Raw genomic sequence first — 15788 nt, forward strand, 5'->3', positions numbered from 1 at the left:
TTATGCTGGCGTTTAGCGGTACTCAACCCGTTAACGGAAAGGTAACCTTTCTATGATCATCCGACAATATGGTATGTATCTATATCAAAGTGGCTTAAATCCGCCATTTGTCACTGTTTAACAGGGCGCGATACGGCTGCTGTCGATTTGATTCATGCGAGTCGTTTGCTGCATCAGCCATTGCAAGCAGCGGGACTGGCGGCCATAATCCTTTGGTCAAAAATGTGCAGCACCCTGTCACGAGGAACATCAGATTCATGGCGCGTAAGTATTTCGGAACCGATGGCATCCGTGGCCTCACCAACACTGCGCCAATGACGCCAGAAATCGCGATGCGGGTAGGCCAGGTCGCGGGGGCGCATTTCTTGCGTGGCGGGCACAAGCACCGGGTCGTCATCGGCAAGGATACGCGCCTGTCCGGCTATATGGTCGAAAACGCACTGGTGGCCGGGTTTACGAGCGTCGGCATGGACGTCATCCAGTTCGGCCCGATGCCGACCCCTGCGGTGGCGATGTTGACGCGCGAAATGCGCGCGGACCTTGGCGTGATGATTTCCGCCAGCCACAATCCCTATCAGGACAATGGCATCAAATTATTCGGTCCTGACGGCTATAAGCTGTCCGACCATGACGAGATGGCCATCGAGGCGGCGCTCGATCAGCAGCCGGTACTGGCGGACCCTGCCCATATCGGTCGCGCGCGGCGCGTCGAGGATGCGCGCGGGCGCTATATCCATGCGGCGAAGATGACTTTTCCCGATGATTTGCGGCTGGATGGCCTGAAGATCGTTGTCGATTGCGCCCATGGTGCGGCCTATCAGGTCGCGCCCAGCGCCTTGTGGGAATTGGGTGCGGACGTGGTCGCGATAGGCGTTCATCCCAATGGCATCAACATCAACGATCAACGCGGATCGACCCATCCGGAAGCATTGCAGGCCCGTGTACTGGCGGAAAAGGCCGATATCGGCATTGCGCTCGATGGCGATGCGGATCGGCTGATCATCGTCGATGAAAAAGGCCAGATCGTCGATGGTGATCAGTTGATGGCCTTGATTGCCGCAGATTGGCACAAGGCCGATCAATTACGCGGTGGCGGGATCGTGGCGACGGTCATGTCCAATATGGGGCTGGAGCGGTTCCTGACCGGCAAGGGGCTGGCGCTCCACCGGTCGGCGGTCGGTGACCGTTATGTGCTGGAAATGATGCGGGCGGGCGGTTTCAACGTCGGTGGCGAGCAATCTGGCCATATCATCATGACGGATCATGGCACGACCGGCGATGGTCTGGTGGCGGCGTTGCAGGTGCTGGCGGCGCTGATCCGCGCCGATAAGCCCGCATCCGAGGTGCTGCATCAATTCGATCCCTATCCGCAATTGTTGCGGAACGTCCGCTTTGCCGGGGGGCAGCCGCTTGATCATCCTCAGGTCAAGCAGGTGATCGCTGCCGCCGAGGCGCGGTTGGGCGCAAGCGGGCGTTTCGTCATTCGCAAATCGGGGACGGAGCCGCTGATCCGCGTCATGGCGGAAGGCGAGGATGCGGGGCTGGTTGAACAGCTTGTCGGCGATATTTGTGATGCGGTGCAGAAGGTGGCGGCCTGATGTTGGAGATGCGCCCCGATTGCGAGCGTTGCGGCACCGATCTGCCAGCGGATGTGTCCGGCGCGTTCATCTGTTCGTTTGAATGCACTTTTTGTGCCGAATGCGCGGATGATCTGGATGAACGCTGCCCGAATTGCAGCGGCGAATTGCTGGATCGCCCGACCCGGCCCAAGGCCAAGTTGAAGGAGTTCCCGGCATCGACCATCAGGCACCATAAGGGATGACGATGGCGGGGAAGATGGCCCGTATCCTCATCATTGCCGGGTCGGATTCTGGTGGCGGTGCGGGGATTCAGGCGGATATCAAGACGGTGACGATGCTCGGCGGCCATGCGATGACCGCGATAACGGCGCTTACCGCGCAAAATACACTCGGCGTCGATGGCGTGATGCCGGTGCCGCCGGATTTCGTGATGCAGCAGATCGAGTGCGTCAGCCGCGACATCGGGCTGGATGCGGTCAAGATCGGCATGTTGGGCGGGGCGGAAATCGCCAGCCGGATTTTCGACTGGCTCATGACCTTATCGCCCGATGTGCCGGTGGTGTTCGATCCCGTGATGGTATCGACCAGCGGGGCGCGGTTGATCGACGATGCGACGTTGCAGATGTTCGACCGACTGATGTCGCGGGCGACGATCGTCACGCCCAATGTGCCGGAGCTGATGGCGCTGACCAATGCCGATATTGTGTCGAGCTACACGCTGGAACGCGCGGCGCGGCAATTGTCGCGGCAATATCGCTGCGCTGTGCTGGCCAAGGGTGGGCATCTGCCGGGGAATAAATTGTCCGACCTGTTGATTGATCGCAACGGGGCTGCCCATCGCTGGGAAGGCGACAAGATCGACACGCCGCATAATCACGGCACCGGCTGCACCTTGGCGAGCGGCGTCGCGACCGGCATCGCGCAGGGCATGTCGATGGCCGACGCCACCGACCGCGCCCGATTGTTCGTGCGCGAGGCATTGCTCCATGCCCCCGGCCTTGGTCAGGGCCACGGTCCGATGGGCCATGGGTTGGTGCGATTTTAGAAACTGAGACTGGCGGACTGCATTATTTCTTGAGTACGAAGCAGGCGACGCGCGCCGATTTGGCGGTAGAGCAGAGCTTATCCGCTGCGGCTTTCGTGCCAATCGGCCCGGCCTGCAAACGGATGATGCTGCCCGCTTTGACGATATAGGGCTGCAGGCTGGACAGCCCGGCGATTTTGGGCTTGATCCGCGTCCACTCCCCCTTGGCGGTGGGTTGATCGGCAAATGCCCCTAATTGGACGCGCCAGTTGCCGCTGGGGGACGGGGCGTCCTCCGCAATTGGCGCAGGTTGTGGTACCGGAACTGTGGTGGTTTCCGGTACTGGGTCTGTGGTCGGGATTGGGTCCGGCACAGGAACTGGCACTGAGGGCGGCATCTGTACCGCTATTGGTACAGGATTTGGTTTGGCTTCACTCTTTGTCTTTGGCGAGGGCTTCGCCGCCATTGCCTCAGGCGTTTCTGATGCCGTTACAGGCGTTGCGACCGGCAGCGGATCTGCGGCTGGTTTCGCGGCGCTGTTATTGGCGCCGGGCGTTTGTGGCGGACTCCAATTGGACTGGGCCAGTTGCTTGGCGGACAGGCTGTCGGCGAGCGTCATGGCTTGCGCGCGTTGTTCCGGCGTGATGAATTTCTCCATCTCTGTGCGGCTGGCGATAGCTTGCGGCAGGCCTGCGGCGGCGGCGCGGGCCATATAGGCATAGGCCTTGATCCAATCCTTGCCCACATTGTCGCCGTTGAACAGGGCGGTCGCGTAAACATATTGTGCACGTGGGTCGCCGCGTTGGGCGGATTTGGCAATCCAGGGCAGGGCCGATTCGCGATCGTCATTCTGGAAGAGCACCAGACCGTAATTGACTTCCGCCTGTTGATGCCCTTGTCGCGCGGCCTTGGCATACCAGCCTTCCGCGATTTTAAGATCGAGCGGGACGCCGCGACCGAGCTTATATGCCTGACCAAGGTTGAATTGCGCATCGGCGTCACCGGCTTTAGCGGGTTCACGCCATTCGGCTACAGCCGTCGGATAATCGCCATTTTGCCACGCATCGACGCCTTCTTTTACCCCCGCTTGCGCGGTGGAAACAGCCAAGACGATCACCGCCGTCATCATGACGCCGCGCACCAAAACAGAATTCCGCATGCAACTACTCCCTTGAACCGCGCATTTCGCCGCAAGTTTATACAGACGTTAATGTTTTTCGCGCGGTTTGTCTTAACCGTAATTTCTCACCAATCCGTAAATTCTAATCCGCAATAATTAACCAAATTTAAAATCTCTGCATGGCATGAAGGTACTGACTTTGGCGCTGAGAAGAGGCGATTATGCGGGTATTGGCACTGGCATCACAGAAGGGCGGGTCTGGAAAGACCACGCTTTCCGGGCATTTGGCCGTTCAAGCCCAGCGCGCAGGCGCAGGGCCGGTCGTATTGATCGACATTGATCCGCAAGGGTCGCTTGCCGATTGGTGGAATGAACGCGAGGCAGAAATGCCTGCTTTCGCCCAAACGACCGTCTCGCGCCTTGCCTCCGATCTGGAGATGTTGCGTCAGCAGGGTTTCAAACTGGCCGTTATCGATACGCCGCCCGCCATTACCATGGCAATCCAGAGCGTGATTTCAGTGGCGGAACTGATCGTCATCCCGACGCGTCCCAGCCCGCATGATCTGCGCGCCGTGGGTGCCACGGTCGATCTGTGCGAACGCGCCGGAAAGCCGCTGATCTTCGTTATCAATGGCGCAACGCCCAAGGCCAAGATCACCTTCGAAGCGGCGGTGGCCCTTTCCCAGCATGGGACGGTCGCGCCGGTGACGCTCCATCATCGCACCGATTTCGCGGCGTCGATGATCGATGGCCGCACGGTGATGGAGGTAGATGCCAAGGGCCGCTCTGCCAATGAAGTCACCTTATTGTGGGATTATATCGCCGACCGGCTGGAAAAGAATTTTCGCCGGACGGTGTTTGCCGTGCCGGGCAGCCATGGCTTTGCCGTGCCGCAGCGCTCCATCGCGGGCGTTGGTCAGGGCAGCGGCTTTGGCCGTCGGATCGTGGGGCAATGAGGGGGGAGATGGACATGGCCGTAACCAAACCAATTGCGTCGCTTTCTTCATCCTTGCTGGCCCGTAAAGGTCAGGCCAAGCCCGCGATGCGCCCACAGGGCTATGCGTCGCTGGCGATGACGAACATGCAGCCGGATCAGCCACATATGGCGACGGAGGATCTCGGCTGGAACGATATGGGTCACGAAACGCATGATCCGCACAAGACCTTGAAAGTCTCGCCGCTTGTGTCTGTGCAACGACCATTGGCGGTGGTAGCGCCGGTCGTGGCGGTTGAAACATTGGCTGAACCGGAATTGCCTGAGGCTGTTCAGCCTGTGGCAGTGCAGATTGAAGTCGTGCAGGAAGCGCCGGTGTTCGCCGATATAGTGCAGGCCGACATCGTGCAGGCCGCCAATGACGAGGCGACACCTTTTATCCCGGCCGTCTTGGAGCAGCAGCGCAAATTGGCGGAACTGTTGGGTGCGACGGTAGAAGAGCCAGCGGCGCGCAACAAAGAACCGGCGGTCAATAAGGCCGCCTTTACGCTGCGGCTCGACGAAGACCGTCATCTGCGGCTGCGGCTTGCATCGGCAGTGTCTAGGCGTTCGGCACAGCGGCTGGTGACGGAGGCGCTGGATCGCTTCCTCGAAGGGCTTGAAGATATTGATCAATTGACCAGCCATCTTAACGCGAAATCAACCGCACGTCGTCATTAAGGCGGTATAGTTATCAAGTTTGTGCAGGGGGCATATATGAAAACCCGTAATTTCGCCAAGATCGCACTCATTTCCGCCTTGCTCGGTACGACGGCGGTGGGGTGTTCGACCATCGGCCCGAAATCATCGCTGCAATCGACGAACCTCGCACCGGCCACGCCGCCGAGCCGCGTTAAGCAGGCGGCAAAGCATGCCGACAAGGCGGCGCGGGCGCTGGAGCGTCACGCACTGGCCGATGCTATTGGCGAGGCAGAAGCTGCGGTTGCAGACGATTTGCGTAATCCCGATTATCGGGCGTTGCTGGGGCGGGCCTATCTGGCTGCCGGTCGCTTCGCCTCGGCTGCGCAAAGTTTTCAGGACAGCATTGAACTGGGTGGCGATACTGGCCGTACGTCGATGAACCTTGCCCTTGCCCAGATCGCACAGGGCAATCGCGAACAGGCGCTTGCTGCCCTTGATCGCGCGCGTCCATCGGTGGCGGCTGCGGATTACGGTCTTGGTCTCGCGCTGGCGGGTAATACGGGACAGGCAATCGAGGTGCTGGAACGCGCCGCCCGTACCGATGGCGCAGGCGCGCGGGAGCGTCAGAATTTGGCGTTGAGCTATGCATTGGCAGGCCGTTGGGCGGAAGCCCGCACTACCGCCGCGCAGGATGTGTCGGCGGATGAACTGACGGCGCGGATGGAGCAATGGTCAGCATTTGCGCGACCGAGCAACAATTGGGATCAGGTCGCCAGCCTGTTGAAAGTGACACCGCATGAAGATCCGGGTCAGCCCACGCAATTGGCGCTGGCCAATATCCCGGCGACTGCTGATCCCAATGCGACGGCAGAAAACACGATGGGTGCGACTGGTCCCGTCGATATGCCGCCGGGTGATGTTGAAAACTATACCCCGACGAGCGCCAGTGCGGCGCAATTTGCAGCAGTTCAACATGTGGCGCCGTTAAACAAGGCTGAGCCGGATCAGTTCCAGATCGAAACAATCGCACCGGTCGCCAAATCATCGCGTACAGCCTTGGCCCCATCGGCGGCATCGCGCAGCGTTAAGGGCAAATATGTCGTGCAGATCGGCGCTTTCGGCAAGCGCGCCAGTGCCCAGACTGCATGGAATAATGCCGTTGCGCGTTATGCTTCGCTGGCGTCTGCCACCGGCATGATTGCGACGGTCGCCAAGGGCAATATCTATCGCCTTTCGGCAGGCGGCTTTACGACCCGCGCCTCGGCGGATGCAAGCTGCAACGCGATCCGTCAGAGTGGGGGGCTTTGCTTTGTTCGCACAGCGGCGGGCGATGCGCCGGTAGAATTTGCGGCCAAACCCAAAGCAAAGGCGACCCAGATCGCCTCGCGCTAAATTCAATATTTTTCATCGCGAAGAAAGAGGCTCGGCGGCAACGCCGGGCCTCTTTTTATCGCCTGATCGTGCAGTAATTTACGTGACGATCCGCCCGCCCTTGACGACATGCCGGACCACCCCTTGCACCGGCAGCCCGTCAAACGGGGTGTTGCCTGCATTGCCCGGCAAGGTGTCGCCATCGATTTGCCATGGCGCATGCGGGTCGAAGATCACGAGATCGCCCGGTGCGCCGACATGCAATGATCCACCTGCAAGGCCGAACAGTCGCGCAGGGGCAGCCGACAGCAATTCCATCAGCCGGGGCAAGGTCACTACATGATCGCGCACCAATGCCAGCGACAAAGCGAGCAAGGTCGCGGCCCCTGCCATGCCGGGCTGTGCCTCGGCAAAGGGCAGGCGCTTGGCTTCTGGCCCATGCGGATCATGGCCGGAGCAAATGAGATCGATCGTGCCATCACGTACGGCCTCGATCGCGGCCAGACGGTCGGCCTCTGAACGCAAGGGCGGGGACAGGCGGGTGAAGGTCAAAAACGCCCCGATGGCATTTTCGGACAGCAACAGATGGGCGGGCGTGATGCCGCAGGTGACGCGGATGCCGCGCTGCTTGGCCGCGCGGATCAGATCGAAACCGCGCGCGGTCGTGACCTGCCGGAAATGGACATGCGCGCCGGATTGTTCCGCCAGCATCAGATCACGGGCAATCGCCAGCGATTCCGCGATGGCAGGCGCGCCGGACAAGCCCAGCCATGTCGCGACCGGCCCGGTCGTTGCCACGGCCTGCCCCACCAAGGCCGCATCTTCGGCATGGGTGATGATCGGCAAATCAAGTGCGGCGGCATAGGTCATGATGTTGAGCATCAGGCCGCTGTCGGCAATCCATTGCCGCCCGGTCGCCACCGCAATCGCGCCCGCTTCCTTCATCAGGCCGATTTCCGCCATATCGCCCCCGGCAAGGCCGGTGGAGGCGGCGGCGATGGGGTGAATCCATACCGCAGGCTTGCCCGCCGTGGCTGCACGCTGGACCAACGCCGCATTATCGAGCGGGGGCGATTGATCGGGCATCAGCGCGGCGGCGGTAATCCCGCCCGCCGTCATGGCGTTCAAGTCAATCGAGAAGGTGCCGATATCGATCAGGCCGGGGGCCAGCATCAACCCCTTGGCATCCAGCACCGGCAAATCATCCGTATCGCCGCGTCCAATCACGCCATGGCGGATGATGATGTCGGCGCTGCCTTGTTGTTCATGGTGCGGATCGACCAATGTCGCGCCGGTGATGAGGAGATTGCTGCTCATGCCCAACCCTCCACGCCGCGCCGTCCGCGGGTCAACACATCCAGACAGGCCATGCGGACAGCAACGCCCATTTCCACCTGTTCGGTGATGGCGGAACAGGCCGGATCATCGGCGATGTCGCTCGTAATTTCCACGCCACGGTTCATCGGGCCGGGGTGCATGACCAGCGCATCGGTCTCTGCCAGCGCCAGCCGTTCGCGGTTCAGGCCATAAAGCGCGTGATATTCCTTGAGAGACGGGATGAACCCGCCCTCCATCCGTTCGGTCTGGAGCCGCAGCATCATCACGACATGCGCTCCCGCGATGCCCTTGTCGAAATTGGTGAAGCTCTGGACGCCCAATTGCTCCATCCCCTCTGGCAACAAGGTGGGCGGGCCGATCAGGCGCACTTCCGCGCCCATGGCGGTGAGGCAGAGAATGTTCGACCGCGCCACCCGGCTATGCAGCACATCGCCGCAAATCGCGACGCGCAGGCCATCGATCCGGCCCTTGCGGCGGCGGATGGTGAGGGCATCGAGCAGGGCTTGAGTCGGATGTTCATGCCGACCATCGCCCGCGTTCAAGACGGGGCAATCGACCTTATCGGCGATAAGTTGCACCGCGCCCGAATGTTGGTGGCGGATGACGATCAGATCGGCCCGCATCGCGTTCAGCGTCACCGCCGTGTCGATCAGGGTTTCGCCCTTTTTCGTGCTGGATTGAGCGACCTGCATATTGACGACATCCGCGCCAAGCCGCTTTCCCGCGATTTCGAACGACAGCAATGTCCGGGTGCTGTTCTCGAAAAAGGCGTTGATCTGGGTCATGCCCATCAGGCGATCATCATGCTTGGTCTTGCTGCGATTGAGATCGACCCATTGTTCGGCCTCATCCAGCAGGCACTGGATCTGCCACGGGGCCATGCCGCCAATGCCGAGCAGATGCTTATGCGGGAACAGCGCGCGACCGGAAATCGCGCCGCCAGATGATGGAGCGGAGGGGGTGTGAGATGATGATGTCATTAAAGCCCTCCCATATATGGAACCGGGGTGGGGGGCAATGTTGTTTTCTCTTTCATCGCCGGATGCGAACATTCGATGCCGTTGGTGGCAATTTTCAAGGGCTGACCTTGCTATCCTCCACCAACGGCGCGAAGCGCCGCAAGGCCGAACGGCCGCCCGAGCTTATTGCGAGGAAGCCAAGCGGGCGGATGCCCGCGCCCGGCGTTTGAGGCTCTTACAAATGACTCCGCCCGAAATCGGGGCGGCTGTCGTCTTGACCTTGCTCCACGATGCTGCGGCGAATGGCGCGGGTACGGGTGAAATGTTCGAACAGCGCATCGCCATCGTCCCAGCGGATCGCGCGTTGCATCGCGGCGAGGTCTTCCGAAAAGCGCTGGAGCATTTCCAGCACCGCTTCCTTGTTGGACAGGAACACATCGCGCCACATCGTCGGATCGGACGCCGCGATGCGGGTGAAGTCGCGAAAACCCCCGGCGGAATATTTGATCACTTCCGATTGGGTGACTTGTTCAAGGTCGGACGCCGTGCCGACGATGGTATAGGCGATCAGATGCGGCAAATGGCTGGTGACGGCCAGCACCAGATCATGGTGCGTCGGGGTCATTTTCTCGACATTCGCGCCCAATTTCGTCCAGAAATCGCACAATTTTTCGACATCGGCCTCGCGATTATCGGGCAAGGGCGTGACGATGCACCAGCGATTGTGGAACAAGGTGGCAAAGCCCGCCTCCGGCCCGCTATTTTCCGTCCCCGCCACCGGATGGGCCGGGATGATGATATGGCCGGAAAGCGCAGCTTCCAGCGCCTTGGCGACACTGCCCTTGGACGATCCGACATCGCTGATGATCGCGCCTTTCGGCAGATCGTCGGCAATGGCCTCGGCCACTTCGCCCATCCGCCCGACGGGGACGCACAAAATGACGAGATCGGCATCGATCACGCTCGCGCCCGGCGTGTCGGTCACATCGTCGCACAGGTCGATCCGGCGGGCGATGTCGCGGACTTCCGCGCTCGCATCATGGCCGGTGATTCGCACCGTCGGCAGATGGGCGCGCACGGCGCGGCAAATGGAGGAGCCGATCAGGCCAAGCCCGATGACCGTGACACGTGTAAACGGCAGCATCAATGCGCCGCCATCGCCAAATGGCGCAGCGCATCGACAATGGCGCGGCAATCCTGTTCGCTGCCGATGGTGATCCGCAGCCCGTGCGGCAGGCCCTGACCGGGCAACCAGCGCACGATATAGCCTGCATCGATCAGGCCATTATACGCGACCTCTGCCGTGAGCTTGCCCTCAAACAGGATCAGCGCGAAATTGGCCTTGCTCGGCACCACGCGCAGGCCATGATTGCCGAGCGCGTCGATTTCGCGCGCGAACCAATCGAGCCATTGGCGATTGTGATCGCGGCTGTTGTCCACCCATGCCTGATCGCGCACCGCTGCCACTGCCGCGAGTTGCCCTGCGGTGGTGAGGCAAAATGGCGCGCGGATGCGGTGCATCGCGTCGATGATTTCGACCGGGCCATAGCCCCAGCCGACCCGTTCCGCCGCCAGCCCGTAAATCTTCGAAAATGTGCGGGTCACCAGCACATTGGAGGCCGTGCGGGCGAGTTCCAACCCGCCATCATCTTCATCAAGATAGAGATATTCGGCATAGGCCTGATCGATCACGAGCAGGATGTCCGTGCGCAAGCCCGCATGTAGCCGGGCGATTTCCGCCGCACTGGTATAGGTGCCGGTCGGGTTATTCGGATTGGCGAGGAACACCACCCGCGTCTTGTCGGTCACGCAGGCCAGCAGCGCATCGACATCGGTCGCATAATCCTTGTCCGGCGCGATCACCGGGGTCGCGCCGACGCGGCGTGCGGCAATGTCGTACACTGAAAAGCCATAGCGCACATAAATGACTTCATCGCCCGGACCGGCATAGGCCCCGGCGGCAAGATGCAGCACCTCATCCGACCCTGTGCCGTAAATAATCCGCGCGGGATCAAGGTCATGGACCTCGGCAATGGCCGCGCGCAGCGCAACCGCGCCGGGATCGGGATAGATATGCAGCGTCTCGCCCGCGCTTGATCGGGCGTTGCGCGCGGCTTGGCCGGTGCCGAGCGGATTTTCATTGGCGGAGAGCTTGATGACCTTGCGGCCATCATCGGCAGACGCCTTGCCCGGCACATAAGGGGCAATCGCCATGATCCAGTCTTTGGGAGCGGGCTTGTTCATGGCTAAGGGCCATAGCCATTTCGCGTTTCGGTTGCAATTTCATCGGCAAGGCCATAGCGGAATAGGCGAGATGGAAACGGATCAACGCTTCGGCCTCAATCGCCACCTGACCTTGCCCGGCCCGCTGATGCTGGATGCGGGGGTTGCGTTTGCGCCTGTCGAATTCGCCTATGAAACTTATGGCACGCTCAATGCGGATCGCAGCAATGCGATTCTCATCTGCCATGCGCTGACCGGCGATCATCATGTCGCGAGCAACCACCCGATTACCGGCAAACCGGGATGGTGGACGCGATTGGTGGGTGCGGGCAAGCCGGTGGACCCCGCGCGTCATTTCATCGTCTGTGTTAATGTGCTGGGCAGTTGCCTTGGGTCGTCCGGGCCGTCCAGCATCGATCCCGCTACCGGCAAGCCTTATGGGATGAGCTTTCCCGTCATCACCATCGCCGATATGGTGCGGGCTCAGGCGATGCTGCTCGATCATCTCGGCGTGGGTGATTTGCAGGCCGTTATCGGCGGTTCGATGGGCGGGATGCAGGTGTTGAGCTGGACGATTCTTTATCCTGAACGCGTCCGTTCGGCGATTGCGATTGCGACCACCGCCCGCCATTCGGCCCAGAATATCGCATTTCACGAGGTGGGGCGTCAGGCGATCATGGGTGATCCCCAATGGCGGGACGGCGATTATTATGCGGATAACAACCCGCCTGCGGCTGGCCTTGCCGTGGCCCGCATGGCCGCGCACATTACTTATTTGTCGGAAGCGGGCCTGACCGAAAAATTCGGGCGCAAGCTGCAAGGCCGCGATGCCAAGAGCTTTGGCTTCGATGCCGATTTCCAGATCGAGAGCTATTTGCGCCATCAGGGCATCAGCTTCACCGACCGGTTCGATGCCAATTCCTATCTCTATATCACGCGGGCGATGGATTATTTCGATCTGGCCGAACCTTATGAGGGGGTGTTGGCCAAGGCTTTTGCTGCTGCTAAAAACACGCGTTTCTGCGTGATCAGCTTCGATACCGATTGGCTGTACCCGACCGCCGAATCGCGCCATATCGTCCATGCGCTGAATGCGGCGGGCGCGCCTGTCAGCTTTGTCGAATTATCCAGCCCGTTCGGCCATGATGCATTCCTGTTGGATGTGCCGGAGCAGAACAGCATCGTCGACGGCTTTATCCGGGCCGGGGAGGGCCGCGTATGAGCCTGCGTCCCGATCTCCAGATTATCGCCGATAATGTGACACCGGGCAGCCGCGTGCTGGATGTCGGCTGTGGCGATGGCGCGTTGATGGCCGAATTACGCGACAAGCATCATGTCGATGCGCGCGGGATGGAGTTGGATCGCGGGAATGTCGCGACCGCGATGGCGCGGGGCCTGTCAGTCATTCAGGGTGATGCCGATATCGATCTGGCGGAATATCCCGATCAAAGCTTCGATTATGCGATTCTGAGCCAGACCTTGCAGACCACGCGCAGGCCCGATCTGGTGCTGGATCAATTGCTCCGCATCGGTCGCCGGGCATTTGTCAGCTTCCCGAATTTCGCCCATTGGCATGTGCGCTGGTCATTATTGCGCAATGGCCGGATGCCGGTGACGCGGCTGTTACCGGTCGAATGGTATGAAACGCCCAATATCCACCATCTGACCATCAATGATTTTCGCGACTTCGTGACGTCGCGCGGCCTGACGGTTGAAGGTCAGTGGTTCCTTGCGGGGGACAAGCTTATCAGCCCCTCTGCCGCCAACTTCCGCGCGGAACATGCGGTGTTCCTGCTGCGGCGCTAAAATCTCTTTATTGAAGACAAATAAAAACGCACCGGATCACATGGACCCGGTGCGTTTTTAAATTCCGCCTTGGAAGAGGGCGCTTTACGCGACCGATTCTGCCAGGATGGTGAGGCCCTTGTCGTTCACTTCGGCAAAGCCGCCCTTGATCGAAATGACCTCCGGCGCGCCATTGGCGGTGGCATAGACCGACACATCGCCATCGCGAATGGTCGACATCAGCGCCGCATGGCCCTGCAATACGCCGAAGTCACCTTCCGCGCCCGGCACGACGACCATATGCACGTCCTGCGAACGGACCAGCTTTTCTGGCGTCACGAGTTCAAAATGAAGTGCCATATTCTATTTCCTTGTCCCTCCCCGGATCACGGGGAGGGGCTAAAGTGGATTAGGCGTCAGCAGCGAGCTTGGCGGCCTTTTCGATGACGTCATCGATACCGCCAACCATGTAGAACGCGCCTTCTGGCAGATGGTCATATTCACCATCGACCACGGCCTTGAACGACTTCACCGTGTCTTCGATCTGGACGAACTTGCCCGAGATGCCGGTGAAGACTTCAGCGACGTGGAACGGCTGCGACAGGAAGCGCTGGATCTTGCGAGCGCGGCTGACGGTGAGCTTATCTTCTTCCGAAAGCTCATCCATGCCGAGAATGGCAATGATGTCCTGCAGCGACTTGTACTTCTGCAAGGTTTCCTGAACGCGGCGCGCAGTATCATAATGCACCTGACCAACCGTGCGCGGTTCAAGCACGCGCGAGGTCGAGTCGAGCGGATCGACTGCCGGATAAATGCCGAGTTCGGAAATCGCACGGTTCAACACGGTCGTGGCGTCCAAGTGGGCGAACGACGCGGCAGGGGCAGGGTCGGTAAGATCGTCTGCCGGGACGTAAATCGCCTGCACCGAGGTGATCGACCCCTTGTTGGTGGAGGTGATGCGTTCTTGCAGCTGACCCATGTCGGTCGCGAGCGTCGGCTGATAGCCCACAGCCGAAGGAATACGACCGAGAAGTGCGGACACTTCCGAACCGGCCTGGGTGAAGCGGAAGATGTTGTCCACGAAGAACAACACGTCCTGACCTTCGACGTCGCGGAAATATTCCGCGATGGTCAGGCCGGACAAGGCCACGCGGGCACGTGCCCCCGGCGGTTCGTTCATCTGGCCGAAGACCAGTGCCACCTTCGAACCTTCCGGCGTCGGATTGCCATCGGCATCCTTGGCGATAACGCCCGCGTCGAGGAATTCGTGATAGAGATCGTTACCTTCACGGGTACGTTCACCGACGCCCGCGAACACCGAGGTGCCGCCATGGCCCTTGGCGATGTTGTTGATCAGTTCCTGAATAAGCACGGTCTTGCCCACGCCGGCGCCGCCGAACAGGCCGATCTTACCGCCCTTGGCATATGGTGCGAGAAGATCGATGACCTTGATGCCCGTGACCAAGATGCTGGTATCGGTCGACTGATCGACAAATTCCGGTGCCTTGGCATGGATCGGCGAGCGCAGATCGGTTGCGACCGGGCCACGTTCGTCGATCGGTTCGCCGATGACGTTGAGAATGCGACCCAGCGTCGCCGGGCCGACCGGCACGGAGATCTGCGCGCCGGTGTCACGGACGGTCTGACCGCGGGTCAGGCCTTCGGTGGCATCCATTGCGATGGTGCGGACGGTGTTTTCGCCGAGATGCTGTGCCACTTCGAGCACGAGGCGCTGGCCGTTATTGTCGGTTTCGAGTGCCGACAGAATCGACGGCAGATTGCCTTCGAAGGTCACGTCGACGACGGCGCCGATGACCTGGCTGATCTTGCCGACATTGGTGGTGGATGCGGTTGCCATGGGTATGTCTTCCTTAGCCTTGGTCGCTTAAAGGGCTTCAGCGCCCGAGATGATTTCGACGAGTTCGGTAGTGATCGCGGCCTGACGGCTACGGTTGTACTGGATGGTCAGCTTGTTGATCATGTCACCTGCGTTGCGGGTGGCATTATCCATCGCCGTCATCTTCGAGCCCTGTTCCGAAGCCGCGTTTTCCAGCGTGGCACGGAACAATTGCACCGCCACGTTGCGCGGGAGCAGGGTATAGAGGATTTCTTCCTCGCTCGGTTCATATTCGACCGGGGCCGCGCCAGTAACAGCACCGCTTTCCGGCAGCGGGACCGGGATGATCTGCTGCTGGGTCGGTTCCTGCGTCAGGACGCTGACGAACTTGGAATAGAACAGATGCGCGATATCGAATTCACCCGCTTCAAAGCGCGCGATCAGATCCTGCGCAACGGTGCCGGCATTAGCGAACACCTGCTTGCCCAAATCGCCCGGTTCAACCGAATGCACGACCTGACCGCGGAAATAGCGGTTGATCTGGTCGCGACCCTTACGGCCGATGCAGTAGAATTTGACGGTCTTGCCAGCGGCCTGAAGTTCCAGTGCCTGCTTGCGGGCGAGACGGACGATATTGGTGTTGAACGCACCGGCAAGGCCCTTGTCGGACGTTGCCACCACGAACAAATGTACGTCCTGCTTGCCCGTGCCAGCGAGCAGCTTGGAAGCCTGCGGCCCAACCGTCACCTTGGAGGCGAGGCTGGCCATGACGGCTTCCATGCGTTCGGCATAGGGGCGACCGGCTTCCGCCGCTTCCTGCGCGCGACGCAGCTTAGCGGCGGCGACCATTTTCATCGCCTTGGTGATCTTCTGGGTCGATTTGACCGAGTTGATCCGGATTTTGAGCGCCTTGAGGCTAGCCATTTAATCCCTCTT

General features: G+C 60.5%; 16 protein-coding genes. 8 read left to right on the forward strand and 8 right to left on the reverse strand.

The genetic code is table 11. The features are described 5' to 3' along the window. The first annotated feature begins 257 nt into the window (after positions 1 to 257). From glmM to thiD, 3 genes are read left to right on the forward strand one after another with little or no spacing between them, the layout of a single operon-like run. Entirely contained in the window at positions 258 to 1598 is a 1341-nt protein-coding gene (gene glmM / locus K6117_RS00270; protein ID WP_221791789.1) for a phosphoglucosamine mutase, read from the forward strand. Beyond that, the gene (locus K6117_RS00275; RefSeq protein ID WP_221791790.1) at positions 1598 to 1822 is read left to right on the forward strand and encodes a DUF1272 domain-containing protein; all 225 of its coding nucleotides are present in this window, start codon (positions 1598 to 1600) and stop codon (positions 1820 to 1822) included. The genes glmM and K6117_RS00275 overlap by 1 nt, the downstream gene beginning before the upstream one ends. A 14-nt stretch (positions 1823 to 1836) precedes the next feature. Further along, the gene (thiD, locus tag K6117_RS00280; protein ID WP_221791791.1) at positions 1837 to 2625 is read left to right on the forward strand and encodes a bifunctional hydroxymethylpyrimidine kinase/phosphomethylpyrimidine kinase; all 789 of its coding nucleotides are present in this window, start codon (positions 1837 to 1839) and stop codon (positions 2623 to 2625) included. 22 nt (positions 2626 to 2647) lie between these two features. Here the strand turns inward: thiD and K6117_RS00285 are convergent, their stop codons facing one another. After that, positions 2648 to 3763: an SPOR domain-containing protein gene (locus K6117_RS00285; protein WP_246604736.1), complete on the reverse strand. Its 1116-nt coding sequence runs from the start codon at positions 3761 to 3763 to the stop codon at positions 2648 to 2650. Between the two features lie 182 nt (positions 3764 to 3945). Here K6117_RS00285 and K6117_RS00290 point away from each other — a divergent pair, with 182 nt between their 5' ends. The 3 genes from K6117_RS00290 to K6117_RS00300 are packed head-to-tail and all read left to right on the forward strand — an operon-like array spanning position 3946 to position 6731. Continuing rightward, positions 3946 to 4680 carry a ParA family protein gene (locus tag K6117_RS00290; RefSeq protein WP_221791792.1) on the forward strand — a complete coding sequence of 245 codons (735 nt, stop codon included), beginning with the start codon at positions 3946 to 3948 and terminating at the stop codon, positions 4678 to 4680. A 14-nt stretch (positions 4681 to 4694) separates the two neighbouring features. Then, positions 4695 to 5378 carry a hypothetical protein gene (locus K6117_RS00295; protein ID WP_221791793.1) on the forward strand — a complete coding sequence of 228 codons (684 nt, stop codon included), beginning with the start codon at positions 4695 to 4697 and terminating at the stop codon, positions 5376 to 5378. Positions 5379 to 5414: 36 nt separating this feature from the next. Further along, entirely contained in the window at positions 5415 to 6731 is a 1317-nt protein-coding gene (locus tag K6117_RS00300) for an SPOR domain-containing protein (protein WP_221791794.1), read from the forward strand. Positions 6732 to 6809: 78 nt separating this feature from the next. Here K6117_RS00300 and K6117_RS00305 read toward each other — a convergent pair whose 3' ends face one another. From K6117_RS00305 to K6117_RS00320, 4 genes are all read right to left on the reverse strand, one after another. After that, positions 6810 to 8027, reverse strand: a complete 1218-nt coding sequence (locus K6117_RS00305; RefSeq protein WP_221791795.1) for a dihydroorotase — start codon at positions 8025 to 8027, stop codon at positions 6810 to 6812. Then, on the reverse strand, positions 8024 to 9028 hold the full coding sequence (locus K6117_RS00310; protein ID WP_221791796.1) for an aspartate carbamoyltransferase catalytic subunit: 1005 nt from the start codon (positions 9026 to 9028) through the stop codon (positions 8024 to 8026). The genes K6117_RS00305 and K6117_RS00310 overlap by 4 nt, the downstream gene beginning before the upstream one ends. Positions 9029 to 9242: 214 nt before the next feature. Continuing rightward, positions 9243 to 10151: a prephenate/arogenate dehydrogenase family protein gene (locus K6117_RS00315; RefSeq protein ID WP_221791797.1), complete on the reverse strand. Its 909-nt coding sequence runs from the start codon at positions 10149 to 10151 to the stop codon at positions 9243 to 9245. After that, positions 10151 to 11251, reverse strand: a complete 1101-nt coding sequence (locus tag K6117_RS00320) for a pyridoxal phosphate-dependent aminotransferase (protein WP_221791798.1) — start codon at positions 11249 to 11251, stop codon at positions 10151 to 10153. The genes K6117_RS00315 and K6117_RS00320 overlap by 1 nt, the downstream gene beginning before the upstream one ends. A 70-nt stretch (positions 11252 to 11321) precedes the next feature. Here K6117_RS00320 and metX point away from each other — a divergent pair, with 70 nt between their 5' ends. Beyond that, positions 11322 to 12452 (forward strand): homoserine O-acetyltransferase MetX, encoded by a 1131-nt coding sequence (metX, locus tag K6117_RS00325; RefSeq protein ID WP_221792784.1) that lies wholly within the window; start codon positions 11322 to 11324, stop codon positions 12450 to 12452. Further along, complete coding sequence (metW, locus tag K6117_RS00330; RefSeq protein ID WP_221791799.1) at positions 12449 to 13036, forward strand: methionine biosynthesis protein MetW; 588 nt, start codon at positions 12449 to 12451, stop codon at positions 13034 to 13036. Before metX ends, metW begins: the two co-directional genes overlap by 4 nt. A gap of 84 nt (positions 13037 to 13120) precedes the next feature. Here the strand turns inward: metW and K6117_RS00335 are convergent, their stop codons facing one another. The 3 genes from K6117_RS00335 to K6117_RS00345 are packed head-to-tail and all read right to left on the reverse strand — an operon-like array spanning position 13121 to position 15776. Then, the gene (locus tag K6117_RS00335) at positions 13121 to 13375 is read right to left on the reverse strand and encodes an ATP synthase F1 subunit epsilon (protein WP_221791800.1); all 255 of its coding nucleotides are present in this window, start codon (positions 13373 to 13375) and stop codon (positions 13121 to 13123) included. A 49-nt stretch (positions 13376 to 13424) separates the two neighbouring features. Further along, a complete protein-coding gene (gene atpD / locus K6117_RS00340) occupies positions 13425 to 14873 on the reverse strand; it encodes a F0F1 ATP synthase subunit beta (protein WP_221791801.1) in 1449 nt (482 codons plus the stop codon). 27 nt (positions 14874 to 14900) lie between these two features. Further along, complete coding sequence (locus K6117_RS00345) at positions 14901 to 15776, reverse strand: F0F1 ATP synthase subunit gamma (protein WP_221791802.1); 876 nt, start codon at positions 15774 to 15776, stop codon at positions 14901 to 14903. Positions 15777 to 15788: the final 12 nt, after the last annotated feature.

This window comes from Alteraquisediminimonas sediminicola (assembly GCF_019740335.1).
GTDB classification, from domain to species: domain Bacteria; phylum Pseudomonadota; class Alphaproteobacteria; order Sphingomonadales; family Sphingomonadaceae; genus Alteraquisediminimonas; species Alteraquisediminimonas sediminicola.